This is a genomic window from Erythrobacter epiphyticus (assembly GCF_034653295.1).
Lineage (GTDB): Bacteria > Pseudomonadota > Alphaproteobacteria > Sphingomonadales > Sphingomonadaceae > Erythrobacter.
In genome coordinates, this window is the sequence record NZ_JAYEEU010000003.1 from 16,893 (window position 1) to 42,856 (window position 25,964).

Annotated in this window: 27 protein-coding genes and 1 tRNA gene; 18 read left to right on the forward strand and 10 right to left on the reverse strand. The window is 63.0% G+C overall.

Annotated elements, in window-relative coordinates; genetic code table 11:
* Positions 1-16 precede the first annotated feature (16 nt).
* Together SOQ14_RS01820 and SOQ14_RS01825 are read left to right on the forward strand one after the other, a co-directional pair.
* On the forward strand, positions 17-1,981 hold the full coding sequence (locus tag SOQ14_RS01820) for a serine hydrolase domain-containing protein (protein ID WP_322896288.1): 1,965 nt from the start codon (positions 17-19) through the stop codon (positions 1,979-1,981).
* On the forward strand, positions 1,978-2,412 hold the full coding sequence (locus tag SOQ14_RS01825; RefSeq protein WP_322896290.1) for a hypothetical protein: 435 nt from the start codon (positions 1,978-1,980) through the stop codon (positions 2,410-2,412). Before SOQ14_RS01820 ends, SOQ14_RS01825 begins: the two co-directional genes overlap by 4 nt.
* 156 nt (positions 2,413-2,568) lie before the next feature.
* Here SOQ14_RS01825 and SOQ14_RS01830 read toward each other — a convergent pair whose 3' ends face one another.
* From SOQ14_RS01830 to SOQ14_RS01840, 3 genes are all read right to left on the reverse strand, one after another.
* On the reverse strand, positions 2,569-2,787 hold the full coding sequence (locus SOQ14_RS01830; protein WP_322896292.1) for a hypothetical protein: 219 nt from the start codon (positions 2,785-2,787) through the stop codon (positions 2,569-2,571).
* A gap of 39 nt (positions 2,788-2,826) precedes the next feature.
* Positions 2,827-2,961, reverse strand: coding sequence for a DUF2779 domain-containing protein (locus tag SOQ14_RS01835; RefSeq protein WP_322896359.1), 135 nt, complete (start codon positions 2,959-2,961; stop codon positions 2,827-2,829).
* A 533-nt stretch (positions 2,962-3,494) separates the two neighbouring features.
* Positions 3,495-3,947 carry a VOC family protein gene (locus tag SOQ14_RS01840; RefSeq protein ID WP_322896294.1) on the reverse strand — a complete coding sequence of 151 codons (453 nt, stop codon included), beginning with the start codon at positions 3,945-3,947 and terminating at the stop codon, positions 3,495-3,497.
* 107 nt (positions 3,948-4,054) lie between these two features.
* Between SOQ14_RS01840 and SOQ14_RS01845 the strand changes: the two genes are divergently transcribed.
* The 10 genes from SOQ14_RS01845 (at position 4,055) to SOQ14_RS01890 (ending at position 13,549) form a co-directional block, all read left to right on the forward strand.
* Entirely contained in the window at positions 4,055-4,780 is a 726-nt protein-coding gene (locus tag SOQ14_RS01845; protein ID WP_322896296.1) for a helix-turn-helix transcriptional regulator, read from the forward strand.
* An 86-nt stretch (positions 4,781-4,866) separates the two neighbouring features.
* Entirely contained in the window at positions 4,867-5,178 is a 312-nt protein-coding gene (locus SOQ14_RS01850; protein ID WP_322896298.1) for a PadR family transcriptional regulator, read from the forward strand.
* Positions 5,175-6,311 (forward strand): hypothetical protein, encoded by a 1,137-nt coding sequence (locus SOQ14_RS01855; RefSeq protein ID WP_322896300.1) that lies wholly within the window; start codon positions 5,175-5,177, stop codon positions 6,309-6,311. Before SOQ14_RS01850 ends, SOQ14_RS01855 begins: the two co-directional genes overlap by 4 nt.
* Positions 6,302-7,201 carry an alpha/beta hydrolase-fold protein gene (locus tag SOQ14_RS01860; RefSeq protein WP_322896302.1) on the forward strand — a complete coding sequence of 300 codons (900 nt, stop codon included), beginning with the start codon at positions 6,302-6,304 and terminating at the stop codon, positions 7,199-7,201. Before SOQ14_RS01855 ends, SOQ14_RS01860 begins: the two co-directional genes overlap by 10 nt.
* Positions 7,202-7,284: 83 nt before the next feature.
* The gene (locus SOQ14_RS01865; protein ID WP_322896305.1) at positions 7,285-8,295 is read left to right on the forward strand and encodes an alpha/beta hydrolase; all 1,011 of its coding nucleotides are present in this window, start codon (positions 7,285-7,287) and stop codon (positions 8,293-8,295) included.
* A 190-nt stretch (positions 8,296-8,485) separates the two neighbouring features.
* Positions 8,486-9,724 (forward strand): MFS transporter, encoded by a 1,239-nt coding sequence (locus SOQ14_RS01870; protein ID WP_322896307.1) that lies wholly within the window; start codon positions 8,486-8,488, stop codon positions 9,722-9,724.
* A gap of 3 nt (positions 9,725-9,727) precedes the next feature.
* Positions 9,728-10,483 carry a DUF4336 domain-containing protein gene (locus SOQ14_RS01875; protein ID WP_322896309.1) on the forward strand — a complete coding sequence of 252 codons (756 nt, stop codon included), beginning with the start codon at positions 9,728-9,730 and terminating at the stop codon, positions 10,481-10,483.
* 3 nt (positions 10,484-10,486) lie between these two features.
* Positions 10,487-11,749 carry a S41 family peptidase gene (locus tag SOQ14_RS01880; RefSeq protein ID WP_322896312.1) on the forward strand — a complete coding sequence of 421 codons (1,263 nt, stop codon included), beginning with the start codon at positions 10,487-10,489 and terminating at the stop codon, positions 11,747-11,749.
* A 91-nt stretch (positions 11,750-11,840) separates the two neighbouring features.
* Positions 11,841-12,926 carry a DUF5694 domain-containing protein gene (locus SOQ14_RS01885; RefSeq protein ID WP_322896314.1) on the forward strand — a complete coding sequence of 362 codons (1,086 nt, stop codon included), beginning with the start codon at positions 11,841-11,843 and terminating at the stop codon, positions 12,924-12,926.
* Positions 12,927-13,117: 191 nt separating this feature from the next.
* Entirely contained in the window at positions 13,118-13,549 is a 432-nt protein-coding gene (locus SOQ14_RS01890) for a VOC family protein (protein WP_322896316.1), read from the forward strand.
* Between the two features lie 87 nt (positions 13,550-13,636).
* Here SOQ14_RS01890 and SOQ14_RS01895 read toward each other — a convergent pair whose 3' ends face one another.
* Positions 13,637-15,013: a CoA transferase gene (locus SOQ14_RS01895; protein WP_322896318.1), complete on the reverse strand. Its 1,377-nt coding sequence runs from the start codon at positions 15,011-15,013 to the stop codon at positions 13,637-13,639.
* A gap of 29 nt (positions 15,014-15,042) precedes the next feature.
* Between SOQ14_RS01895 and SOQ14_RS01900 the strand changes: the two genes are divergently transcribed.
* Both SOQ14_RS01900 and SOQ14_RS01905 read left to right on the forward strand, forming a co-directional pair.
* Positions 15,043-16,227 (forward strand): citrate synthase, encoded by a 1,185-nt coding sequence (locus SOQ14_RS01900; protein WP_322896320.1) that lies wholly within the window; start codon positions 15,043-15,045, stop codon positions 16,225-16,227.
* A 132-nt stretch (positions 16,228-16,359) separates the two neighbouring features.
* Positions 16,360-17,466: a conjugal transfer protein TraA gene (locus SOQ14_RS01905; protein ID WP_322896322.1), complete on the forward strand. Its 1,107-nt coding sequence runs from the start codon at positions 16,360-16,362 to the stop codon at positions 17,464-17,466.
* Positions 17,467-17,489: 23 nt separating this feature from the next.
* On the opposite strand, the gene SOQ14_RS01910 is transcribed toward SOQ14_RS01905, so the two are convergent.
* Together SOQ14_RS01910 and SOQ14_RS14445 are read right to left on the reverse strand one after the other, a co-directional pair.
* Positions 17,490-18,077: a hypothetical protein gene (locus SOQ14_RS01910; protein ID WP_322896324.1), complete on the reverse strand. Its 588-nt coding sequence runs from the start codon at positions 18,075-18,077 to the stop codon at positions 17,490-17,492.
* Complete coding sequence (locus tag SOQ14_RS14445; protein ID WP_416232714.1) at positions 18,007-18,216, reverse strand: hypothetical protein; 210 nt, start codon at positions 18,214-18,216, stop codon at positions 18,007-18,009. The genes SOQ14_RS01910 and SOQ14_RS14445 overlap by 71 nt, the downstream gene beginning before the upstream one ends.
* Before the next feature lie 48 nt (positions 18,217-18,264).
* Here SOQ14_RS14445 and SOQ14_RS01915 point away from each other — a divergent pair, with 48 nt between their 5' ends.
* Positions 18,265-18,672, forward strand: a complete 408-nt coding sequence (locus SOQ14_RS01915) for a hypothetical protein (RefSeq protein ID WP_322896326.1) — start codon at positions 18,265-18,267, stop codon at positions 18,670-18,672.
* 547 nt (positions 18,673-19,219) lie between these two features.
* On the opposite strand, the gene SOQ14_RS01920 is transcribed toward SOQ14_RS01915, so the two are convergent.
* Positions 19,220-19,309, reverse strand: a tRNA-Ser gene (locus tag SOQ14_RS01920).
* Positions 19,310-19,488: 179 nt separating this feature from the next.
* Here SOQ14_RS01920 and hspQ point away from each other — a divergent pair.
* Entirely contained in the window at positions 19,489-19,869 is a 381-nt protein-coding gene (hspQ, locus tag SOQ14_RS01925; RefSeq protein WP_322896328.1) for a heat shock protein HspQ, read from the forward strand.
* A 145-nt stretch (positions 19,870-20,014) separates the two neighbouring features.
* Here the strand turns inward: hspQ and SOQ14_RS01930 are convergent, their stop codons facing one another.
* Positions 20,015-20,917 (reverse strand): ABC transporter permease, encoded by a 903-nt coding sequence (locus SOQ14_RS01930; RefSeq protein ID WP_322896330.1) that lies wholly within the window; start codon positions 20,915-20,917, stop codon positions 20,015-20,017.
* A gap of 104 nt (positions 20,918-21,021) precedes the next feature.
* Between SOQ14_RS01930 and SOQ14_RS01935 the strand changes: the two genes are divergently transcribed.
* On the forward strand, positions 21,022-21,726 hold the full coding sequence (locus SOQ14_RS01935) for a GcrA family cell cycle regulator (RefSeq protein ID WP_322896332.1): 705 nt from the start codon (positions 21,022-21,024) through the stop codon (positions 21,724-21,726).
* Between the two features lie 33 nt (positions 21,727-21,759).
* Positions 21,760-22,746, forward strand: coding sequence for a DUF481 domain-containing protein (locus SOQ14_RS01940; RefSeq protein ID WP_322896334.1), 987 nt, complete (start codon positions 21,760-21,762; stop codon positions 22,744-22,746).
* A 1-nt stretch (position 22,747) separates the two neighbouring features.
* Here the strand turns inward: SOQ14_RS01940 and SOQ14_RS01945 are convergent, their stop codons facing one another.
* Positions 22,748-23,428 (reverse strand): polyamine aminopropyltransferase, encoded by a 681-nt coding sequence (locus SOQ14_RS01945; RefSeq protein ID WP_322896336.1) that lies wholly within the window; start codon positions 23,426-23,428, stop codon positions 22,748-22,750.
* Positions 23,429-23,500: 72 nt separating this feature from the next.
* Positions 23,501-25,789 carry a polyribonucleotide nucleotidyltransferase gene (gene pnp, locus SOQ14_RS01950; RefSeq protein WP_322896338.1) on the reverse strand — a complete coding sequence of 763 codons (2,289 nt, stop codon included), beginning with the start codon at positions 25,787-25,789 and terminating at the stop codon, positions 23,501-23,503.
* Between the last annotated feature and the right edge of the window lie 175 nt (positions 25,790-25,964).

Sequence of the window (25,964 nt, forward strand, 5' to 3'; positions counted from 1 at the left end):
TCAAGAAAGGACACCCATGATTCTCCTGCGCCTTGCTTCAACCATCTCCAGCCTTGCGCTCATCGCGGGCGCAAGCCTTGCCGCCGCTGCGCCGACATCTGATCCCGACGCACCGTCCGCCACGATCTCGCCTCCAGTGCCCTACGAACTGATCGTGCCGAAACGGTGGAGCAGGCAAAGCACTACCACACAGACCGTGCTCACCAGTCCCGAAGGAACCATCAGCCTGACCTTCGATGTGATAAATGGCAGCGATTTCGATGCGGCGGTGGCAGCGGCATGGATTGCGACAGGCCAAGTTGTTGCGGCACCCGAACGGGCCACCCCCGCCCCTGCGCGCCCCGGTTTCAGCGAAGCCCGTCTGTTCAACTACACCCCCGAGGGCGAGACGATGCGTCAAGCACTCGCCGAGGCGCGTGACGGCCGAGTTTACATTGTGCTGATCAAGGGCGAGCGGGCCGCGCTTGATCGACGCGGAGCGCAGGTCAACATCGCGGTCACCAGCTTCAAGCCCAGCGATCTCGGCAACGACAGCCTTGCCGAGGCGCCGACGGTGCGGCTTGGCGAGGCCGAGACCGCGGCGCTTGCGGCCTATATCGGCGACATCATGCCTCAATTCGACATCCCAGGGGCGGTCGTCGGCATCGTGCAGGATGGCCGCATCGTGATGCTCCGAGGCTTCGGCGTGCGGGATCGCGGCTCGGATGCCCCCATCACCCCAGACACGCGGATGATGATCGGTTCGATCGGCAAGACGATGACCACGATGCTGATGGCGGATCTGGTCGAGGAAGGGCTCCTGCGCTGGGAGCAACGGGTGCAGGATATCCTGCCGCAGTTCCGCGTCTCGGACCTCGTGCTATCGAAAACGATTACGGTCGAGAACCTCGTCTGCGCCTGTTCGGGCGTGCCGCGGCGCGATCTCGAATTCCTGTTCAATGCGGATCAGCTCGATGCCGAAGAGGTGATCGGCTCGCTCGCCGACTTTTCCTTCTTCACCGGCTTTGGCGAGGCCTTCCAGTATTCCAACCAGCTGGTGGCGACCGGCGGCTGGGTCGCCGCAAGCGCCGAGGGGGCAGCCTGGGGACAACTTGACGAAGGTTATGAACGGTTGATCCGCCGGCGCCTGTTCGCCCCGCTGGGGATGGACCGCACCACGCTGCAAACGGTCGAAGTTGACCGCGACGGCGATCACGCCATCCCGCACCCTACGCACGGCAGCGGTGTGCGGCGCCCGATGCAACTGGCCATCGAGAATGTTCTGCAGCCTGTCGCACCAGCTGGCGCGCATTGGTCGACCGGGCGTGACATGGTGCGCTATCTGCAAACCTTGCTCGCCGATGGCGTCACGTCCGAAGGTGAGCGGTTGATCGAGAAAGCATCGCTGGCGAGGCTGTGGACGCCGCAGGTTCCGGTCAGCGCCACAATGTCCTACGGGCTCGGATGGTTTGTCGACGATTGGCGGGGCCTCAATCTCGTGCACCACGGCGGCAACACGATCGGCTTCACCAGCGATCTCGCCTTTCTGCCCGCCGCGCGCACCGGCATTGTGGTGCTGACCAATGCGGGCCGCGCCAATGATTTCACCGGTGCTGTGCGGGCGCGCCTTCTCGAAACGCTGTTCGCCTTGCCGCATGACCATGATGCACGCGCGCGCATCGCCCGCGCAGAAAGGGTGAAGCGGGCCGAGGCAATGGCTGCGGCAGCGCCTGTTCCAGCCGAGGCGGCACGCCCGGTTGTGGGCAATTACTTCTCACCGGTGCTGGGAGATGTTGAGCTGCGGATCGAGGGCGAACGCTTGATCCTCGATGCTGGCGAAGCCCAGGGCGAGGTGCGCCTTGATCCTGCTCGTCCCGATACGTGGATCATCTGGGACGGACCTCTGATGGGCTTCCCCCTCAAGCCCGCGACCACGGCTTCTCGCGCCCCTGCGTTGGTTCTTGGTGAAGGGGCGGCCCGCTACGAGTTGGTCCGCAAATGACCGGAGCGACCAGACTGATCGGCGTGCTCGGCGGCACTAGCTGGCCCTCGACGATGCTGGCTTATCGCAAGCTTAACGAACACGCCAAGCTGCGGCTTGGTGAACATCACTCTGCACGCATTCTGCTCTACAGCATCGATTATCACTCGATCAAAAGCCGTTATCACCATGGCTGGAACGACATTCCGCATCTCCTGGAATGCGAGGTGCGCAAGCTTCTCGCGTGGCGGCCGGATTACCGCTCAGGCTGCCAGGCAGTCGTGACGGCTTGCACGGAATTGCCACTGGTCATCATGCAGCGGGCGGAAGGGACAGCCATCTCGTCGAGCGTCAGACCTTCGGCGCTTTCCCCTAGCGCCTTAACCAGTGTCAGCAGCCTGTCGAGCTTTGCGTTGCGTGTCATCAGCGCCCCAACCTTTCCTGATGGCTAAGCTGCCTGCACCAAGGCACAATCGAGAAAAAGCTCCAGACCGATCTGCGAAAGGAGTGTCTGTTCGTCCTGCAAGCTCATGCTTCGCCCTTTCGCTCGTAGACCTATGGTAGCGATACGACAGAATTGGTCATTGAAGCGATAACGCCGATAACGTTCAGCCAATAACCGAATAATTGCCAGCTAGCGCCCTTGCGACCGCGACCATCGCCCAGGTGTCGCGCGCGCAATAGGCTTTGAGCGCCTCCTCCAATGCCTGACGCCGTAAGAGATCGCAGGCGGGATCGGCGGCCTCGAACCATGCCGCCTGCGCATCGCCGCCATGCTTCACTTCGAGCGCGCCGTAGTCGAGCTCTGCAGCGATGGTCGGCAGCACCGCTTTGATCGACCAGCTGCCGCGCTGGTCGCGGTGATACTAGTGGTTGCGGGCAACCGGCAGAAGATCGACCGTCGCCTCAGCCATTTCTTCCAGACGCAGCGCGAGATCAGGGAAAGCCTTGGCCAGATCGCGCAGCGCGCTGCGCTCAAAAGCGGCGTTATAGGCGATGATCGTCGCACCCTAGGGGATATGCTCCACCAGTGCCTCGGCGCAGGCCCTGCGGGGGTCACTTCCGTCGCAACTCAGGAATTCATGGTGCGTCAACTTAATCACATCCCCTCGAAGATGGAGGGTTTTGCATGCTGAGAGCTAGTTGTTGCTGTGGAGCGGTGAAATTCCCCTCCCGGGCCGGTTTGGCCCGAGACGCTGCTGGACTGCGCGCGTTTCCTCCAATCCTTGAGGGCAGACGGCGTCGAGATACAGGATTTCGTCTTCCCGAAGAATGCCCAGCATCACGATGCGGGAGGCTTGGCGCGTGAATGATGCATTCTTCCCGGGTTGCTTGAGACAGGGTGCGAATGGACCAGAACAAAGGCTTATCGAGCCGGCGGTCGGGTACTTCCCGAAGTCGTGGCCCGCTGCTTGCAAAAGAGGGCCGGAGACACACACCGGCCCAGTTTTGTGGAGTGAGGGACGACCAGAGCTGAAGCTCTGGTCGCCATCCTATCGCCCAGTAAGCTACCGGGAGATCGCGCCGAACATGCTCAGTCAACGCTGGGCTTGAACTCGAAAAACTCGAGGACGTTGCCGTCAGAATCCGTCATGCGGAAGAACCTGAAAGGCCCCTCGCTCACGATCCCGGGCGCCTCGATACTGCCGGGCGCAACCGATGATGCATGCGCGAAGGCCTGCGCGATATCGGCGACCTTGATGTAGGGCCGCACGCTTCCCGCTCGCGGCTCATGCGCAGCATAGGCCTCGCGCGAGACGATGCCGAACAGGCCGCCTGCCATGTTGAAACCGATCAAGGCAGGCGTGCGCACTTCGGGCGCTGATTTCAGGAGTATCTCATAGAAGCGCGCGGAGCGTTCGACATCGTCCGCAAGGACGTAGAGGCCAAACCGCTCCACCTCGATCGACTGCGCCATCACTGGGGTGGACTGCGCGATCGACGCTCCAGCAACCAGGGTCGCAATCAGGGCTTGTTGCAGTTTCATGATTTCATCCCTCCTTCTTGAAGTGTCAGACCATGTGCCACGGCGCTGCTGCCAACATGCTGTCAGCATGCTACGCCTATGCATGAAAGCCGATAGAGGAGTGCTCGGTGCGGCGTGCGGAGCGATTGTTTGAGATCCTGCAGATCCTGCGACGGGTGCGTGCGCCCGTCACGGCCGAGGCCATCGCCGGTGAGTTGGAGGTGTCGAAAAGATCCGTTTATCGCGACATCGCTGCCCTGCTGGCGTTGCGGGTGCCGATCAGAGGCGAGGCAGGCGTTGGATATGTGCTTGAGCGGGGGTTCGATCTTCCGCCGCTGATGCTGACCCCTGACGAACTCGATGCCGCCATTCTCGGCGCGCACTGGGTGCTGACGCGCGGCGAACCGGAGATGGCGCTGGCGGCGCGAAACCTCATGGCCAAGCTGGAGGCAGTTGTGCCGCAGGAGCTGCGCGGTCAGATCGCGGTGCCGACCACCTCGGTGGCCCCCGTCCCGCCATCTGCCGACGTGATCAGCAGTGCGGCCTTGCGGCGCGCGATCCGCGAGCGGCGCAAGGTGCATATCGTCTACCGCGATTCGTCAGAGCGGAGCAGCGCGCGGACCATCTGGCCCGTCATGCTGGGCTACCGCGACGCCGGGAGAATTCTGGCCGCCTGGTGCGAACTGCGCGGCGACTTCCGGTTTTTCCGCACCGACCGGATGCTCGCCATGGATGTTCTCGATGAGGCCATTCCCGAGCGCGCTCAGGTGCTGCGCACCAGATGGCGCGAGGCGATGGACAAGGAGCGGGCAAGATATGCCCGTGCCGAGGCCCCCTCATCGAACACCGCGTAGCCCCACCTGACCATGCCGCCCATCGTCGTAAGGTCTGATCGACAAACAACTTGACGCGAACTCTACATAGGTAGAGTTATTATCACATGACTCGCTCACGCTCCTTCTCGCCCGCTGCCAGGCTGGTGCTCGCCGCCCTGCTCGATAAAGCCGGATCCTGGTCCTATGGCTATGATCTGGCCAAGATCACCGGGATAAAATCGGGCACACTCTACCCCTTGCTGATCCGCCTGGAAGAAAGAGGCCTGCTCGAAACCGAATGGCAGCCGCCCGCCGAACCCGGTCGTCCGCCCCGCCATATCTACAAGCTGACGGCAGCGGGGATCGAGGTGGCGCGCGCGAACCCGATCGAGCCTTCGGGCGCGGATCGCTCCTCGCTGCGGGAGGTGCGCACATGATCCGCCGGACAGTGCGCAAACTGTCTGACAGGTTGCTTGTCCAGTTGGTCGGGCTGGCCCCCGCTCACCTGCGGGACTGGGCTGAGGCTGTGCGCTCCGAGGCAGCGGCGATTGCCGACGATGGCGAGGCGCTGCGCTTTGCCGCCGGGGCAGGTTCCGGTCTGGCGCTCACCTTCATCAAGGTGCGGTTGAATGATGCTCTTGGCCTTGCGAGCGGCCGCACCGGGCCGCGCCGTCTTGCCGCTCTGGCTGCCATTGCGGCGGTGATGATCGGCGTTGTCCATCTCCATGTTGCCGACGCGGCGTCATCGCTGATCCTTGTGAACATCGCCTCGCTTGGCGTCGGTCTGGCGCTGCTGGCGGGCGCGGCAGTCTGGCGGGGCCTTCCCGAAAGCGCCCGCAGCATCGCTGCGATGATAATGGCCGGATTGCTGGTGCTGACGAGCCTGTTCGGGGTTTCGTCCGATGGCGTTGTGCGATGGGTCGCGGCCGGGCCGCTGCTTGTGCAATCGAGCCTGATCCTCCTGCCTGCCCTGCTGATGATGTTCGCGCGCAAGACCACGGCTGCGGGCGCGGTGGCGCTGGTGGTTGGTGCGGTGGCCATGGCGATGCAACCCGACCGGGCGATGGCAGGCGCGATGGTCGCAGGGATCGCCATGCTCTGGCTGCTGCACCGCAACTGGCAGGTGAAAATTGCGCTCGCGGCAAGCGCGCTGGGCTTTGTGGCCACGATGGTGCAGGCCGACAACCTTCCCCCGGTGCGCTTTACCGAGGGCGTGTTCACCCAGACCTGGCAGGTGCACCCGCTGCTCGGCTTTGCTGTTGCGAGCGCAGGGGCGCTGCTGCTGCTGCCCGCAGCAGCCTTCGGCACCCGGGACAGGAACTGCGCGCGGCAATGCGCGGTATTCGGCGCAACCTGGCTCGCGATCATTCTGGCTGCCGTGATCGGCCATTATCCGACGCCGCTGGTGGGATACGGCGGCAGCGCGATCATCGGATACCTGCTCAGCGCCTGCATGCTTCCGCCAACGCCGCTGGCCCGCCAAGGGCTTGATTCCGCCGGCAAGCCGTCCGCACGCGCGCAACCCGACAACTTGGCCCGCCTGTTCCCGAGGAGAACGTCATGCGCCTGACCCTGCGCCATCCCCGCCGTGCGATCACCCTGGGTGTGGTAGCCGTCCTGTTGGCTTGCGGCTATTGGGGCTGGCGCACGCTGACGACACCGCAGGGCGCGCAGACCGTAGCCTTCACCCCCGCGTCGGAGGAATGCGCCAGCGACGGGCCCATGAAGTACTGCGTCTACCGCGCGCGCGGGGGGACCAATGGCGATATTGTCTATCACCTGCATGGCCGCAATCTCGACGAGCGCATCTGGAACGACGCGACCTATTACACGGGCCTGCTTCAGGCGCAGTGGCAGGCAAAGGGCGTTCGCCCGCCGACGGTGGTGACGCTTTCCTATGGCGGAAGCTGGCTGCTGTCCCCCAAGGGCGCTGCCCCCGACAGCGGTTTGCTGGAGGACATGATCGCGCGGATCCCTGCCATCGAGAAAAAGCTGGGCACGCCGCGGCGGCGTATCCTGTTGGGGGAATCGATGGGCGGGCTCAATGTGCTGATCGCGGGACTGGCCTATCCTGATCGCTTTGCCCGCATCGCCGCGCTATGTCCCGGCGTCTACAAGGTCTCTCCCTTTGCGCCGATCAGTGAAATCAGGGCAGGCCTCGCCCGCACTGGCGCTGATCCGAAGGTCGCCTTCGGCATCTGGATGCTGGCGCGCCGTCACTACAGCAATGACCGCGAGTGGCGCGCCACCTCACCGCTGACCTTGATCGAGCAGGCAGGGCCCCAGTCCCCGGCGCTCTATCTGTCGAACGGACTGTATGACGCCTTCGGCAATTTCGAGGGAACACAGGCACTGGCCGAGCGGGCCCGCGCCCGCGCCGTCCAGACCGAGTGGCATCCGCTTTACGGGGGGCACTGCGCATTGGACGCGCCCTCGGTTGCCGCGTTTCTGGTCGCGTGACGGCCACACAAGGGAAGCACGATGATGAGGCTCGGGAAGCCCGCATCGCAAAACATTGCTGATTAACAACAAGGGCTTGAAACGTGCTGCGACATTTCAATTTGGCGACCTCCCTCCTCTTGTGTCTGGGCGTTGCTGGATCCGCCTGCGGCCAAGCAAACGAGAACGAGACGCCGTCCGAAAGGATCGACGTTCCCAAGGTGGAAAAGGAAGGGGTCTGGGAACCGGACGAAGGAGGGACGCAGATCCCGCTCTGGCCCGCGAACGTCCCGTTGGCAGAGCCGGACAGCGGCGCGCATCCCGAATATACCGGCAACGGCTCGCCGCTGGTGGGCGGGCGCAAATGGCACTGGGCGACCTACATCACCCGGCCAACCATGACGATCTATCGCCCGAAGGGTCGCAATACCGGCGCTGCCATGCTCGTGATACCCGGGGGCGGGTTCTACGCTGTGGCAACCGATCTCGAAGGCACCGAAGTGTGCGACTGGGTCACCCGCCAAGGCATGACCTGCGCCATGCTCAAATACCGCACGCCGCAGGTCTGGCCGCGCGTCGATGGAAAACAGCAGCGGCCAAAGATCCTGCTCGGCCTCGAAGACGCGCAGCGCGCCATCAGTCTGCTGCGAGAAAGGGCCGCAACCTATGGGATCGATCCGCACAGGATCGGAGCGATCGGGTTTTCGGCAGGCGCATACCTCGTCATCAACATGAGCAACACTCTCGAGCGAACCTATCCCTTGACCGACGCTGCGGATCAGCAATCGCCGCGGCCCGACTTCGCCGTCGTTGCCTATAACGCGCGCGTGCTGGACAACAGCAAGGGCAGGAATAGTCTCGAACTCCAGCCCTGGGTCGAGATCAGCCCGAAAGCGCCGCCCACGCTCATCATCCATGCGATGAACGATTCCGTCGACGATGTGCGCGAGCCGATGGCCTACGCCCTTGCCCTCAATGACGCGGGCGTGCCGGTCGACATGCGGCTTTATGCAAAGGGCGGCCATGCTTTCGGCTTGCGGCCGACTGCGGATCCGATCACCCGCCGCTGGCCGCAGCATCTGGAAGAGTGGCTGCGCGATATGAAGGTGTTGTGAGTAATCGGAGGAGGCGTGAGGTGGGCCGTGATCTGGGGCTTAGGTGCGCGGTTTGCAATGCGGCACCTTGCCCAAAACGCGGGTTACAACCTGCGAACGCACCTTCACGACGATCTGGTTCAGACAAGGCAGCCATCTCCACGACAACACAGCGCGAGACGCCCGCCGCAATACGTGCAATGTTCTGAATATGAGAGAGAAAAGCTCGTCCGTTCTCGCGGCTGTCGCGTTTATCGTCTTTGTCGACATGCTGGGCATCGGGCTGATCCTGCCCGTCATGCCGCGCCTGATCGGCGAAATCGCGCAGACCAGCCTTGATCGCTCTGCCGAGATCGGCGGGTTGCTGACCTTCGCCTATGCCGGGATGCAGTTCCTGTGTGCGCCCTTCATCGGCGGGCTGAGCGACCGGTTCGGGCGGCGGCCGGTGCTGCTGACGACGCTGTTCCTTCTGGCGCTCGACTATGCCGTGATGGCCTGGGCGCCGACGCTGGCGTGGCTGGTGGCGGGGCGGATGCTGTCGGGGATCATGGGGGCAAGCTGGGCGGCGGCCAATTCCTGCATCGCCGATTGCATCCCGGCAGAGCGGCGCGGGGCGGCCTTCGGGATGCTGGGCGGCGCGGGCGCGGCCGGATTTGTGCTCGGCCCGGCGCTGGGCGGCATCGCGGGCGAGATCGGCACCCGCGCGCCCTTCATTATTGCCGCCAGCCTCGCCGCGCTCGGCGTGATCGGCGGGCTGGTGTTCCTGCGCGAAACCCTGCCGCCAGAGCGCCGCCGCGCGTTCGACGTCACGCGCGCCAATCCGCTCGGTTCGCTGATCCAGATGGCGCGCACGCCCTTCGTGCTGTCATGCCTTGGGGTCGCTTTCTTCATGCAGCTCGCGGCGCAAGCGCAGATGTCAATCTGGGCCTATTGGGGCGAGCTTGAGTTTGGCTGGAGCCCGACCGTCAGCGGCCTGACGGTCTCGTTCTACGGCGTGCTGATCGGGACGGCGCAGGCAGTGCTGACTGGGAAGAGCATCGCGCGTTTCGGCGCGGCCAACACCGCGCGCTACAGCCTGATGCTGGGCATTCCGTCCTATCTGCTGCTGGCCTTTGCCACCGGCACCCCGATGGTGATCGCCGCGATCGTGGTCGGCGCGCTGACCGGCATGACCTTCCCCGCGATGCAAAGCCTGATGACGGTCCGCGTGAGCGAGGATGCCCAAGGCGAATTGCAGGGCGCGATTGCCAGCACGGTAAGCCTCACCTCGATCATCGGCCCGGTGATGATGACCCAGATCTTCGGCCATTTTGCTGATGACAAAGGCCTGTTCTTTCCGGGCGCGCCCTACCTTGTCTCGCTGGCGCTGCTTCTGGTGGCGATCAGGCTGCTGTGGCGCACGACGCGCGGGCTCGGGCTAGCTGTGCGGCCTGCGATGATGCCGGACTGAGCGATGACGTCCGCACCCGGCTATCTCCCTTACGAGCCGCAATTGCAGCCTGTCCCATGGGCGCAAGACATCTGGACGGTCAACGGCCCGGAGGTCGCCTACCGGCTATGGGGCCTGACCCTGCCCTGCCCCACCCGGATGACAATCATTCGGCTGCCCGATGGGGCGCTGTGGCTGCATTCCCCGGTCGCCTGCGTGCCCGATCTGGTCGCGGCGGTCGAGGCGCTGGGGCCCATTGCCGCGATCATCGCCCCCAACGTGTTCCACTACACCCACCTCGCCGATTGGGCGCGCGCCTTTCCGCAGGCGAGGGTCTTTGGTCTGCCGGGTCTTGCCGCCAAGGTGCCAGGCATCGCCTTCACCGCGCTGGATCAGCCAACGACGGCGCACTGGGCTGGGTTGATCGAAAGCCATGTGGTGGCGCTCGGCGACTTTGCCGAAGTCGTTTTTCTCCACCGCGCCTCGCGCACGCTGATCGTAACCGACCTGATGCAGAACTTCGAAGCCGGGCGGATCCGCAACCCGCTGGTCAGAACCGTCTTGCAACTCGGCGGCGCCACCGGGCCCAACGGGCGGCCTTCCATCGAGATCAGGCTTGTCGCCCTCGCCCACCGCAACGCCCTGCGCGAGGGCGTGGAGCAGATGCTGGCGTGGGAGCCGTCCGGCATCATCCTGTCGCACGGTGCCTGCTATCGCAAGGACGCAACAACTGAGATCGCCAAGGCATTCGGCCGGGCAGGCTCTGAAACGGAGGCCTAGCAGGTGACAAGCATTAAACCTCTGATTTCTTCGGGGATCGCCACGAGGGTTTTCCTGATTGCAGCAGCAGCGATGCTCTGCTCTGCGACCACGGAGAGCGAGTATCTCCTTGCTGCCCGCGATCTCGATTCAAAGATTACGAGCTACTACGCCTATCTGGATAAGCTGCCAGGCGGTCAGGTGCCGCATTCGGAGGTTCTGACCGCTGAACGCGAAGCAGTTCACGATGAACGCACGCTTCTGGCCTATGCGGAAAAGCGCTTGATCTCGCTGGCGGATCATCACGCCATCACCGGGAGTTCCTTCCGCGACAGCTGGGCGGTGGTGCCGACCTACGCCGATATATGGGTAGGGCAGCAAGGAGGTCGCTTGGTCGTGGATGCGGTGCGCAATGGCAGCCCGGCAGAACAGCACGGTGTTGCGGCGGGCGACACGATCACCCGCATCGATGGTATGCCCGCCGGACAGGCAGTGTCGATGTTCTGGGAGCGTCTCGGGATGGAGGTTACCCAGGCGCGCGCGGAATATGCCGCCCGAGTGCTGGTCGCGGGCCGGCGTGATCGCGCGCGTGCCATCACCGTCCAATCCCGTTCCGAGGAGGTTCGCGAACTCGTGCTTCCTTCGCTGTATGAACAAGAGCAGGAAGCGCGCCCGCCGGTGAATTCGTGCACTCGCGACGGGCTCACGATCATCCGCTTTAACAACAGTCTTGGCGACAGCGCGACAATCGCCGCCTTTGATGATGCAATGGCTGCCGTTCCGGCTAGCGACAGGCTTGTTCTCGACCTTCGCGACACGCCGTCGGGCGGCAATACCACTGTGGCCCGCGCGATCATGGGATGGTTTGTCAGCGAACCAAGAGGCTACCAGATCCACAACCGACCTGCCGAGGAGCGCGAGACGGGAATTCCCCGCCAGTGGATCGAGCAGGTTCTGCCGCGCAGTGGCCGTTACCGTCCTTACCTGCCGACCGTGCTCGTGGGGCGGTGGACCGGAAGCATGGGCGAGGGAATGGCAATCGGCCTTGCAGCGCTCGGCGCGAGGGTCGAAGGGACACGGATGGCGGGGCTGCTAGGTTCGGTGGAGGATCTCCAGGTCGGACGGACGGATCTCTTCGTGAAGCTGCCAACCGAACGGCTTTTTTCCGTGGCCGGATCGCCGCGCGAAGCGTTCGTCCCCAAAGCCTTGGCTGATGATGCAGCCAGATTTGAACTGAAGCGCCTCGGGTTTTCGGAGGCTCACGGGTGTGAGGATGAGGCACGATGAGCGCTGCCAAAAGCGCGCTTTCACCTAAGTCTCGTCAACTTGCGGTCCCACCTAAGCCGCAGTCATCAAGCTTGTCACAAAGGGTTCAGACATGAAGGGTTTCGTTTCGCTGGCGCTTTTAGGCTTTTCATCTGTTTTCGGAGCAGCGGGCGCCAGCGCGCAGGAGTTCAGTCCCCGCGAATATCAACGCGACATCGAGAATCCGACGCAGGTGATGGTTCTGGGAACCGCGCATCTGAGCAATGCGGCGGAAGACTGGGATCCCAAGGTCCTGGACCTTCTGTTGGATCGGCTTGCATCCTTCAAGCCTGATGTCATCGCCATCGAAAACCAGCGAGGCCCAACAGCCAGCAAGCTCTGGTCCTATCGCAGTATCTATCCCGAGGCAGCGGCTACCTTCGCCGGGCGTGCATTGTTGATGGCGACGGTAGCCGGGCTCTCGCTCGACATGGACATGCCGCAGGCCGAAGCTGAGCTGCGGCGGCACATTGGCAAGGTCGGCGATAATCCGACTCCCGCCGCAAGGCGCCGGTCGGCCGCGCTGTTCGCCGCCTCGGGCGACCCTTATTCGGCCCTGGTGCAATGGTTGCGCCTACCCTCGTCCGAGCGGGTTCCCGGCGATGGTGTATCGCGCCGGTTGGCAGCGCTGCTGGAGGATCTGGGCGGGGAACGCGGTGAGGGGGTATTGCTTGCTGCCCGCCTCGCCGTGCGGCTCGGGCTGGAGCGCCTTTACCAGATCGATTCACAGGAGGAGGATGTCCTCACTCCGGAAGAGTCCGACGTGTTTGCACAGAAGGTCTTCCCGCTCGTGGGAGAACGCTACAACGCCGACCCTGCTGCCAAGGAGCGCGGCAAGATCGAGGATATGACCACGCCCGATTCCGCCCTTGCCGCCTATCGGAAGCTGAACGACGACCGGATCGAGCGCCGTCTCTCCGAGATCGAATGGCTGGGAGCGATGAAAGAGCAAACCGAAGGAGACGTGGGACGCAAGCGGGTTGCTGCCTGGGAATCCCGCAACCTCAGGATGGCCGCCAACATCCGCGAGGCCAGCGCGCGCGCGCCTGGTGGACGTGTCCTCGTCATCGTTGGAGCCACGCACAAGATCTGGCTCGAAGCTTATCTCGGCATGATGAGCGACATCGAAATCGTGTCTACCGACACGGTCCTGAAGTAGATCGCGCCTATATGATCGCTTATCTCGCCGCGCGGTACTTTGGTGGCTTGCCTATCACCTTCCCCGCCACGACCGGTGCTGACCGACCGTGCCCCGGCGGGGAGCTGTTCTTGCCCGGTGGGGCCAAAAGCGATAGCACTGAATAACTTCGAACACGCCGACATTTCGTTTCTTCAAGCCGGGGCTTCCCAATGAGCGAGCGCAAAAGTGCAGGCGTGTGCGGACTGAACCACATCACGCTGGCCGTGGCCAACGTAGAGCGGTCCGTCACGTTTTACCGAGACGTCCTGGGTTGTTCACTCCGAGCATTGTGGAATGATGGTGCCTATCTGGAGGCTGGCCCACTCTGGCTATGCCTGTCGCGTGACGATCTTGTAAGAACGTCGCCGCATCCAGACTACACGCACTTCGCATTCAGCGTCCCTGAAGGCGACTTCGCCGAGATCAGCGCAAGACTGCGAGCAGCCTGCAAAGTCTGGAAAGACAATAGCAGCGAAGGGGCTTCCATCTATGTCCTCGATCCGGATGGGCACAAGCTGGAGGTTCACGTCGGCAATATCGAAACGAGACTGGCTCACTACCGAAGCGATCCTTCGAAGGGCGTCCAGGTTTTCGACGAATGATCGTGCAGGTGTTCCGCTTTCCGCGTTGGAAGGTCGGCCTTCTATCCGCGGACGCGTATGCTTGATGCGAGCACTATGAAGACGTGGTCATTCAAGCCAGGCCGCAGAAGCTGAGCCCAGTTTGCTCGCCGGACGCTCCCACCACATCGGTGCGCCTTCGATCGTGACCGGAGGCACGAGGCGGTGGGCCGGACCCCACGCCGACTCTTCGCGCTTGGCCGCATAGTCGCGCGCGCCAGCCGGTTCGAATTCTAGCTCGGTAGGGCTGGTGCGATGATCCATCAGCAGTTTGGCCGTCCGCGCAAGCGAAAGCTGTGCGGTGAGGCGCTGTTCTCCTGTCTCTCTGGCTATGAGCGCCCGGATTGCTGCGGCGGCGAGAAGATAACCGGTGGCATGATCGAGCGCCTGTACCGGAAGCGAGACAGGCGCTACTGACTGGCGCCAGGCCATTCCGGCTGCGGCAATCCCGGTCGAGAATTGCACCAGGCTGTCGAACCCGCGCCGCGCTTCCCATGGGCCGCGGTGCCCATAGGCATTGAGCGAAATGTCGATCAGGCCGGGGCGGATAGCTTGCCGCGCGGCAGCATCGAAGCCGATCCCGGCCAGTGCATCCTTGCGGTAGCCATGCACCAGAATGTCGGCGCGGCCCAGCAACCGCCGAAACAATTGCCGACCTTCCTTTGTCCTGAGATCGAGGCGCGCGCAGCGTTTGCCGAGCGTGACTTCAGGCGCGACCGCCTCCTCCTCCCAGTCGGGCGGGTCGATCCGCAGGACTTCAGCGCCGTACCCCGCCAGAAAGCGAGTTGCGACAGGCCCTGCAATGATGCGTGTAAGGTCGAGAACTTTGAGGCCGGCAAGTGGGCGTGTGGGCGACGCATGCCAGGCAGCCCCGCGGGCACTGGCACCCTGCCCCCAGATGATCAGCGGCTCGCTGGCGACGGCGCGGCCTTGCGGATGAGCGTCCCATTGCTCGGCCGATTGCAGCCGCGCGGCGCACCCACCTGCCGAGACGATGTCGGCTTCCCAATCCTCTGCGCCCCTTTGAGCAATCGCATTGCTCACGGCTTCCCGAGTGGCATCGCAGCGCAGGACGATCAGTGCCGCCTGTCGGTGATGCGGCGCGTTGGTATGGATCTTTATCCAGCCATCGCGTGCCTTGTAATCGCCCGCGATCGCATCCCAGGGATCGGGCAGCTGCCAGCCCACAGGCTTGATCGACCAGCCAAACCACAAGGACGCGGACCTGTAGGACACCGATAGGGTTGGAGAGCCCGCGCGCAAGCCCACCAGCTGCGAGACGGCGATGGCCGCCGCGGCAATCGAGGCGGCTGCAAGATCCGATACGGGCCAGCACGAAGGAAGCCGCTGTTCTTGCGTAAATGCCACCCGCCGCCGCGCCTCATGCGGGAGATCGAGAGCGGCTGCCATGTCCGCAAGCAAAGCATAAGCGACTTTATCGGACATCGTTCACCTCCCGTAATCAGAGAGGATGCTTGTTCCAATTGCTCTGCCGATCAATCTTGATAGGTTCAATCAACATGTCAGCTTGGATTGATCGTTCGGCGGCGCTGTCGCGATTGCGCGTCAAGGCGCAAACGCTTTATGCCTATGTGAGCCGTGGTCGCATCCGGGTGCAGCCCGATCCCGCAGACAGCCGGCGCAGCCTCTACAATGCCGCCGACATCGCCAGCATAAGTTTGCGAAAGGTGCGGGGGCGGAGCCCAGGCCGCATCGCTGCGAGCTCGATGGACTGGGGCGAACCTGCGATCGAGACAGCCATTTCGAGCATAGAGAATGGCCACCTTCGCTATCGCGGCAAGGACGCAATCGCGTTTGCTTCGGCTGCGACGCTGGAGGAAGCCGCGCAGCTTCTGTGGCGATGCGGCGACACGCCCGAATTTGCCGGGCGCGCTGCCCGCATGGACCAGAATCCGTTTTCCTTGCTGGCAGACCGCGTCATCAACAGCGAGCCGATCCTCGGCCAGGATCACCAACATCTCGTGCGAGATGCGGCAGCGATCATTGGCGACCTCGGGCTCGTCTGCGGTGCCGAGAAGGGATCGAAACCACTGCACCAGCGGCTCGCGAAAGGCTGGCGCGGAGGCGAGGCGCTTGCCGAGCGGCTGCGTCAGGCCTTGGTGCTGATGGCCGATCACGATCTGAACGCCTCGACCTTTGCGGCGCGCGTCGCCGCATCGACCGGTGCATCGCTGCCCGCTGCGGTTCTGAGCGGCCTGTGTACCCTGTCCGGGCCCCGGCATGGAGGCGCAGGGGAGGCTCTCCAGCACCTCCTTCGCGATGCGCGCCACATGGGAGCGAGCGCGGCGGTGCAGCAATGGTTGTTGCGGGATCGTATGTTGCCCGGATTCGGGCACAACCTCTATCCCGAGGGAGATCCCCGCGCTGCGGCGATGCTGGCAAATCTCGCAGTCGGCAATGCCATGAAAGATCTGGCGAGCGCTGTGTTCGATTGCTCGGGCCTGCTGCCCAACTGCGACTATGCGCTTGCAGCGATGGCTGCGGCCGACAGTCTCCCGGAGGATGCGCCCTTTCGCATATTCCTGCTTGGCCGCGTCGTAGGCTGGTGTGCTCACGTGATGGAACAGAAGGACGACGGCAAGCTGATCAGACCCCGCGGGCGCTACAGTGACAGCGAATATGCGATCACACATCCATGACCGGACCGTGATGGCGTTTCACTGTCGCGCGACAATCAGGATGAGCGATTACGCGATGCGGGCGAGCTCGCGGAGAACGTTACGATCAGCGCGGAGCGTGGGGCGCGTCAGTTTGCCAGCGGCGACCGCATTGTGTTCCTGCGCAACGAGCGTGAGCTTGGCGTGAAGAATGGGACGCTTGGAACGGTCGAAGAGGTGACCCCGCAGCGGATCAGTGTGCGGGTCGATGACGGGCGCAGTCTTGCCTTCGACCTCAAGGACTATGCGCATGTCGATCATGGCTATGCGACGACGATTCACAAGGCGCAGGGCATGACCGTGGACCGCGCCCATGTGCTGGCGACGCCCGGCATGGACAGCCATGGGGCCTATGTAGCGTTGTCGCGGCACCGGAACGCCGTTGCCCTACATTACGGTCAGGACGACTTCGCCGATCAGGGCAAGCTGGTTCGCACGCTCAGCCGCGACCGCGGGAAGGATATGGCCAGCGACTACGCGCGTGTTGATCCGGAGCAGGCCTTTGCAGAACGGCGCGGGGTTACCTTCCGCGAACGCGTGGCCGAGATCATTCGCAAGGTGCCCGACAAAGTGCGTGGCATCTTCGACGGGCTCCGCCTGCCGAGCGCCAGAGCCGATGTTCCGGAACCGGCAGCGCCGGAACGCAAGTTGGTCAAGGATCCCGAGGCAGAACTGCGCCGCGAACGCACCAAAGCGCTCATTCGCCATGCGCGCGCGGTCGACGACATCTTCGCCGCCCACGATGCAGGTAGCAAAGCAAGCCCGGAACAGCTGCGGGAGCTTCGTGATGCCCGCAAAGCGTTTGAGGAAGTGCGCCCCTACGGTCCGGCCGATGCCGAGGCCGCTTACATCAAACACCCGGCACTGGCACGCGAAGCAGGCAGCGGTCAGGTCCGCCGCGCCGTCCAGGCACTACAGCTTGAAACCGAGCTCCGCACCGATCCGCAGCGCCGTGCCGACCGCTTCGTGGCGCGCTGGCAGGAGCTCGGGCAGACCAGCCAGCGCCATTATCAGGCGGGCGACATGTCCGGCTACCGGGCCACCCGCTCAGCCATGGGAGACATGGCGAAAAGCCTCGAACGCGACCCGCAGCTGGAGTCGGTCCTCGCCAGCCGAAAGCGTGAGCTCGGGATCGCCTACGACACAGGCCGCAAGCTCGGCGCAGAGCTCGCGTTCACCCACGGCATCGACCTTGGCAGGGGACAGGGGATCGGGATCTGAATCTTGCTAAGTACCAAACGCAACTAGAATGCGAGTTCCCATGCTCTTACAAGCGTCGCGAAGAACTCTGGCATTTCCTCCTCAAATTGTTGCTGAGATATCCCTTCGCCGACCTGGCGAGCGAGTACGATCTTTTGCTGCCCACTCATTCCCTGCACTTGCTGTGCAGCTCTCTGCCATGGCGCGGGATAGCTTTCTTCCATGCTACCTTTGGCAAGTTCGCGAAACTGCCCGCTTTCGATGAGCTTCGGATAAGCAGCCGTGAAGTTGTCAACTGCCTCACGCTGTTGTTGATGATCAATGAGAATCATCAGCCGATTAGTGTAGATGCTCTCGTGGAAATGGCGGTATGCGCGATCGACGAGTGCGAATGAGCGGCGAGCGGCAGTCATATCGCGGTTCGCCGGGATTACGTGCAACCGGGGTCGAGGCCCATAGTGGCGCTCGATGACCCTGTTCAAGAATTCAACCTCGGACGCTCCCTCGACGATAATAAAGTTTCTGGGCAGCAAAAGATCGGGAGGACTGCCGCCAAGAAGATCATAAATAACTGATGGCTTGCCCGCTGATCCAATGGGCACAACAGTTGTTTGTCGATCGATTTTTTTCAACGCGGAAAAGCAGCTGTAGTTCGTTCTCATCGGCCACCAACACGGAAGAATGGTTATTGATAAAAACTTGGTCCCCAGCCCTTGCGATTGCAAGCAAGGCGTCCTTAAGCTTGCGCTGGGCGGACGGATGTAAATGCAATTCTGCCTCGTCAATTAAGAACGCGAGGATCTTTCCCGCTTCCTCCTCTTGTTCGCGGCGACGCTTCTAGCTCAACATGGCGACGAGCTCGGCTTGGAGGATCTTCAGAGCCTCGACTCCGCGATCCACGAGTATGGAGTGGGAGAGGACATTCTCAATGAGGCATCACGGGTAGCTGAGAAGGCGATCGAACGCTGCGTCGCGTCAGAAATAGACCAGATTGGCTCAGTGGAGGAACTCGATGAGTTCGAGAGGGAACTGAAGAGCTATCTTGCCCAGCGAAACTACCTGTCATTGTCAATCCAGTGGGATCTAGATAGCCGACGGGACCGCTTGGCGGACGAGGGTCGTATGGAGCCCGAGCGTTCGTACCAGCGTGGCTCGACTTGGAACAGGGACATCGATGCGTCCGACGACGAGATTAGGTCAATGTTTCGGGGGCTTGCGCGTAGTTGAGCCAACGTCAGCCGTCGGCCGGCTTGCCAGCTAATCGCTGCTGCTTCGCCGATTGGAGGCGGATGTCAGGAGCGAAAACCGCTGAATGACGCACAGAACATCAACGCTCCTACGTTAAGTGTCTAGAATCCGCCAAGGGACCAATACGAGCCCCTCTGGAACGCCACCATGAAAGCTCTCGAAATGGGGCCCAATTAGCGACAATTTCCACTTACCCCTCGGCCTGCAAAGTCTCGATCGAGATAGGAACACCCGACTACGCAATCGCTTGCTCGTCGCATGAGCGCCAACCGCAAACCACTACATCCTGCAAGAAGCGTGGGACCAAATGTGGTTTCAGCTTCATGCGAAAGTCAATTTCACCTTTGAAATCAGAGTGATAAATGACTTGAATGGTAGCGGAGGAGGGATCGGGCGCACGCGCACATGACCACGGCACCCGGCTCGATCATGTCAATCATGCGCCATCAACAAATGGGACCGATAGTGGGACCAGAATCATGGCATCGAGAGTGAAATCGAAAAATCCGATACATATTCGAGATACTGGCGGAGAGGGTGGGATTCGAACCCACGTTACCGTTGCCGGTAAACCGCATTTCGAGTGCGGCGCATTCGACCACTCTGCCACCTCTCCGCAGGCGCTTCGGCATCCTGTCAGCCCGGTCGATCTGGCTGCCTGCACGAAACGAGCGCGCCCGTTAGCGCAGGCCTCACCGCTTGCCAAGACCAATCGGCCCAGAAAATGCGGGCATATCCCGGCTCCTGTAGCCAAGAATGCTTGTTTTGCACCTGCGAAGGCCCATAATAAGAGACATGGATCGCGCAGAGTTCTTCTCCGCACAGGCTGGCCGCACCATCATTGCGCCGCGCCAGACCCGTGCCCGCTTCAGCATCGGTGATGTGGTGCGCCACCGCCTGTTTGCCTTTCGCGGCGTGGTCTTCGATATTGATCCGGTCTTCGCCAATTCCGAGGAATGGTACCAGTCCATCCCCGAGGATATCCGCCCGCGGCGCGATCAGCCCTTCTACCATCTCCTCGCCGAAAATGACGAATCGACCTATGTCGCCTATGTCAGCCAAGGCAATCTTGTCAGTGACTCCGCTGGCGGCCCGGTGCATCACCCCAACGTGGCGGAGCTGTTCGAACAGTTCAAGGATGGCCGCTACCGGATGCGACGCTCGCTGACGCACTGATGTGTTTGCGCAAGCATATGTTTGCGTGTCCCTCGCAAAGGCTCGGGCGGGCGGTAGCCCTTGCGGCCCTGCGGACCGAGGCCATCATCCCAAGCATCCGCTGGCGCTACTTTCGCTAAGGCTCGGGCCGAACCTCGGCGTCGGCTCAGTTCTTCAGCTTCCAGCCCGAACGCAGCAGCGCATAGACCGCAATTCCCAGCACCACGTTGAACAGCCCGATCCCCACGGCTGCCCACAGCACGGCTGTGCCTGCACCAATGTCGCTCTCGCCCAGAAACCCATACCGGAAGCCCGAAATCACATAAAAGAACGGGTTGGCCCGGCTCACGGCCTGAAACGCCGAAGCAAGATTATCGATCACATAGAACGTGCCCGATAACAGCGAGAGCGGGGCGATCACGAAATTGGTGATCGCCGCGTTGTGATCGAACTTTTCCGCCCAGACCGAGGTGGCAAGGCCGACCAGCGCCAACATCACCGATCCCATCAGGCCAAACCACAGCACGGCCCACGGCTCGACAATGTGCAACGATACGCCCGGCCACAGCAGCATGGCGAGCGCAACCGCCAGCCCCACCCCGATCGCCCGCGTCACGGCCGCCATGATGATCCCGGCCATCAGCTCGCCCGAGGACAGCGGCGGCATCAGCAGATCGATGATCGTCCCCTGCATCTTGCCCGACAGCAGCGAGAAGGACGAATTGGCAAAGGCATTCTGCATCATGCCCATCATGATCAGGCCGGGCGCCACAAAGCTGGCGAAGGGCACACCCAGCACCATCCGGCCTTCGCGCCCGAGCGCCACGGTAAAGATCACCAGAAACAGCAGCGTTGTCACCGCCGGTGCCCAGATTGTCTGGGTCTGCACCTTGAGAAACCGCCGCACCTCCTTCATATAAAGCGCAGTCAACCCCACCCTATTGATGCCCGTGATCACCGGCACACCGCGCGGGGCAAACCTTGGCGCTGCTGTGGGCTTGTCATCCCCGCGCTTTTGCGCCACGGGCAAAGGAACGGAATTTTCGGGCGAGGAAGCTTGTTTGGCCATGAGGCGCTCGCCTAGGCCCTGGCCGGCTCGCTGACAAGTCAGACGACGCGCGCGGCTCTCCGGCATCCGGGTGAGCGGGGCGCCGATCAGAACAGGTAGAAGCTATGAGCTGGACAGACGAGCGGATCGCTACGCTCAAGAAAATGTGGGAAGGCGGCGCAACCGCCAGCCAGATCGCCGAGGAACTGGGCGGGGTCAGCCGCAATGCGGTGATCGGCAAGGCGCACCGGCTTGGCCTGAAGTCCCGCCCCTCGCCGGTCAAGGCGAACGAGAAGAAGGCGGCGAACCCGGCTCCGGCAGCCCCCAAGAAGCCGGCCGCGCCCCGTGCCCCGGCAGAAACGAAGACGGCGCCCAAGCCTGCTGCCGAGCAACCGGCCAAGCCTGCGGCCGCAGCGCCCGCACCGGCAGCGAACACAGCCGGGACCGCGTCTGATACGCCGTCGCAGCCCATTCCCGGCCCGTCCGCCGACTTGCCCAAGATCGTCTCGGTCGGCCCGGGCGGCTTTCTGCGCCAAGGCCCCGGCGATCAGCAGGCGCCGATCCCGCCTGCCCCGCCGCGCCGTCTGGTCCCGGCCAAGCCGAGCCCCGAGATCGCTGGCAAGACCACGCTGCTCGATCTGTCGGACAAGGTCTGCCGCTGGCCGATGGGCCACCCGGGCGAGCCCGATTTCCACTTCTGCGGCGAGCCGGTGAACCCCGGCTTCCCCTATTGCGTCGAACATTGCGGCCGCGCCTATCAGGCGCAATTGCCGCGCGGTGTGCGCCGTCCGCCGCCGCCCCTGCCCTTCGGCGGCCCCCGCGTGCGGTAACCCGGTGCGAGGGGGCTGATGGGTTGAAGGCTGATGCTTGATCTCGTGATTGCGGCCAGTGCCGCCATGCTCTCCCCGGCAGCTGCGGGCGAACCCGAAACCGCAGCTGGTGAACCGCAGACGGCCCAACCCGCTCCCCTGCCCGAACCGGTCCGGGCGATCATCGAAGCCGCCATCGCGACAGGCGATGAAACCAAGGTGCGCACGGTGATTGCGCTGGTGCGCACCACCAATCCTGACAGCGCCGCCGAGATCGACTCCATGATGGCCGGGTTTGAAGGTCATCTGGCCGAAGTGAAGCAGGCCGAGGCCGCAGCACGTGAAGCGGCCCTGCGCTCCGCCGGACTGTTCGACAATTGGTCGGGCAAAGGCGAATTCGGCGCATTCCGCGCGACGGGCAACACCAGCAACACCGGTCTTACCGCCAGCCTTGATGTCACGCGCGAGGGGATCAACTGGCGCCACCAGCTGACGGGCCGGGTCGATTACCAGCGCGCCAATGGGCTCACGACGCGCGAGCAATATCTCGCCCGCTACGAGCCCAATGTAAAGGTATCCGAGCGTTTCTACGCCTATGCGCTCGCCCAACACGAAAGCGATCGGTTTCAGGGCTATTCGGGCCGCAGCGCGATTTCGGGAGGGATTGGTTATCAGGCGCTGAAAAAGGACGATATCCAACTCGCCGTGAAAATCGGTCCGGCTTACCGGGTCACCGAATTCATCGACGGCCGCAGCGAAAGCCGCATCGCCGGGCTCATCGGCATGGATTTCGACTGGCGCATCACCGATCGCCTGACATTGACGCAGGATACCAATGCCGTTGCGGAAACGGGTGGCTCTGCGGTGGCGATCATCGATGCACGCAACACCACGCTTGATCTCAACACCGGGCTGAATGCCGCGATCAGCAAGAAGCTTTCCGCGCGGTTTTCCTACGCCGTCGAGTATGACAGCAATCCGGCCCCGGGCGCGGTGCAGACCGATACGCTGAGCCGCATGACGTTGATCTACAACTTCTGACCTAGGCTTTCTGGGCGAACCAGATCACGTGATGCGCGCCCTTGTTGTTGGGGCGCGACCGCGTCTTCCACTCCGTCACCTTGAGCCCTGTATCATAGAGCCGCTTGCGAAAGGCCGGGTCGGGCGCAGCTGACCACACGGCCAGAATGCCTCCGGGCTTCAATGCATCGCGCGCCTTGGCAAGGCCCGTGCGCGAATAGAGCCGGTTGTTTTCCCAGCGCACCAGCCCATCGGGGCCATTGTCGACATCGAGCAGGATCGCATCGAACTTGGCGCAGGTGCCATCATTGGCATCATCAATCAGCGCGGCGACATCGCAGATTTTGAGATCAAGGCGTGGATCAGCAAGGCAATCGCCCGTGAGCGCGGCCATCGGGCCTTCTGCCCACGCGATGATCTTGTCGGCGATCTCGGCAACCACGATCTGCGCCCGATCCCCGGTTTTGGCTCGTGCCGCGCGATAGGTGAAGCCCATGCCATAGCCGCCGATCAGGATGCGCGGATGATCCTTGCCGAGCCGGGCGAGCGTCAATTCGGCAAGCTGCTCCTCCGAAAAGCGCATCCGGGTGCTCATCAACTCATTGCGCCCGAGGACGATCATGAAATCGCGCCCGTGGCTGTAGAGTTCGAGCGTTTCGCCATCGGCGATTTCGGCAGTATCAATCAATTCGCGCTTGAGCATGGGTATCGCATCCAAAAACAAGGCCGCCCGGATTGCTCCGAGCGGCCCGTGTCCATACCTCGAACGAGGCGTTTAGTCCTTGAGGAAGTCGGGCAGGCCAGCCGGACCGCTGTCGCGCTCACGCCCGCCACGGTCACGATCGCCGCCACGGCCGCCGCGATCGCCGCCGCGACCACCACGGTCGCCCTTCGGCCCGCGACGATCACCGCCGCGGCCTTCACGGCCACCTTCGCGCGGTTCGCGGGGCGGACGGGTGTCCTCCAGCTCTTCGCCGGTTTCCTGGTCGACGACGCGCATCGACAGGCGGACCTTGCCGCGCTGGTCGATCTCGAGGACCTTGACCTTCACTTCCATGCCTTCGGACACGACATCGGTGGGCTTCTCAACCCGCTCGTTGCGCATTTCCGAGACGTGGACGAGGCCGTCCTTGCCGCCCATGAAGTTCACGAAGGCGCCGAAATCGACGATGTTGACGACCTTGCCGGTGTAGATCTTGCCGACTTCGGCTTCCTCGACGATGCCGAGGATCCACTTCTTCGCCGCTTCGATCTCGTCGAGGTTCGAGGACGAGATCTTGATCACGCCTTCATCGTCGATGTCGACCTTGGCGCCGGTTTCGGCGACGATCTCGCGGATCACCTTGCCGCCGGTACCGATGACGTCACGGATCTTCGACTTGTCGATCTGGATCGTCTCGATGCGCGGGGCGTGCTTCGACACTTCGCTGCGGGCACCGGTCAGGGCCTTGGCCATCTCGCCCAGGATGTGCTGACGGCCAGCCTTCGCCTGCTCAAGAGCCTTGGCCATGATTTCCTGCGTGATGCCGGCGACCTTGATGTCCATCTGCATCGTGGTGATGCCTTCGGCGGTCCCGGCGACCTTGAAGTCCATGTCGCCGAGGTGGTCTTCATCGCCCAAGATGTCCGAGAGGACGGCGAATTCGTCACCTTCGAGGATCAGGCCCATGGCGATGCCCGAGACCGGCGCCTTGATCGGCACGCCCGCGTCCATCATCGACAGACACCCGCCGCAGACCGTCGCCATCGAGGACGAGCCGTTCGACTCGGTGATGTCCGACAGAACGCGGATGGTGTAGGGGAAGTCTTCCTTGCTCGGCAGCACGGGGTTGAGCGCGCGCCAGGCGAGCTTGCCGTGACCGACTTCGCGGCGACCCGGGGCGCCGAAGCGGCCCACTTCACCAACCGAATAGGGCGGGAAGTTGTAGTGCAGCATGAAGCTGGAATAGCTGAGGCCTTCCAGACCGTCGATCATCTGCTCGGAATCCTTGGTGCCCAAGGTGGTGGTGCAGATCGCCTGGGTCTCACCGCGGGTGAACAGCGACGAACCATGGGTGCGCGGCAGGAAGCCGACGATGGCTTCGATCGGGCGAACCTGATCGAGCTTGCGGCCATCGATGCGCTGGCCATCCTTGAGGATCGCGGTGCGCACGATTTCGGCTTCAAGCTTCTTCATCAGCTTGCCAGCGACCATCTGGGTCTGGCCACCTTCGTCCGCGAACGCCGCCTTGGCCTTGGCCCGGGCTTCGTTGAGCAGGTTCGAACGCTGCGACTTGTCGGTGACCTTGTAAGCCGCTGCGATGTCGGCGCCGATGAGCTCCTTGAGCTTGGCCTTCATGTCGGCGGTGTTGTCGCTGGTGTCGACGTCCCACGGATCCTTGGCGGCCTTTTCGGCGAGGTCGACGATCGCGCCGATCACCTTGCGGATCTCGTCATGCGCGAACATCACCGCGCCGAGCATTTCGTCCTCGGTCAGTTCCTTGGCTTCGGATTCGACCATCATCACTGCGTTCTGGGTCGCGGCGACCACGAGGTCGAGACGGCCTTCGGAGAGTGCCTTGTCCTGCTTCGGGTTGAGCGTGTATTCGCCATCGACGTAACCGACGCGCGCGGCGCCGATCGGGCCCATGAAGGGCACGCCCGAGATGGTGAGTGCAGCCGAAGCCGCGATCATAGCGACGATATCGGCTTCGGTCTCGCCGTCGAACGACAGGACCTGCGCGATCACGTTGATCTCGTTGTAGAAGCCTTCGGGGAAGAGCGGACGGATCGGACGGTCAATCAACCGGCTGGTGAGCGTTTCCTTTTCGGTCGCGCCGCGTTCACGCTTGAAGAAGCCGCCGGGGATGCGCCCGGCAGCCGAGAACTTTTCCTGGTAGTGGACGGTGAGCGGGAAGAAGTCCTGCCCTTCCTTTACCGACTTGGCGGCGGTGACAGCGCACAGCACCACGGTTTCGCCATAGGTCGCGAGGACTGCGCCATCGGCCTGACGGGCAATGCGCCCGGTTTCCAGAGTGAGGGTCTTTCCGCCCCACTCCAGCGATACGGTTTTCGTGTCGAACATTGATTTTCCTTCTGACCCGCGCGGCCATATTGCCGGGCGGGGCCTCATGTGCCGGGGAAAAAACCGTCCCGGTCCGGTGCGGGGCACTGGTTTGGCCCCAAGGAACAGCAGACCGGATGTCTGCCAGCCCCAAATGCAAGAAAGGCGGCCTCTTGAGCCGCCCTTCCCGCTAAAC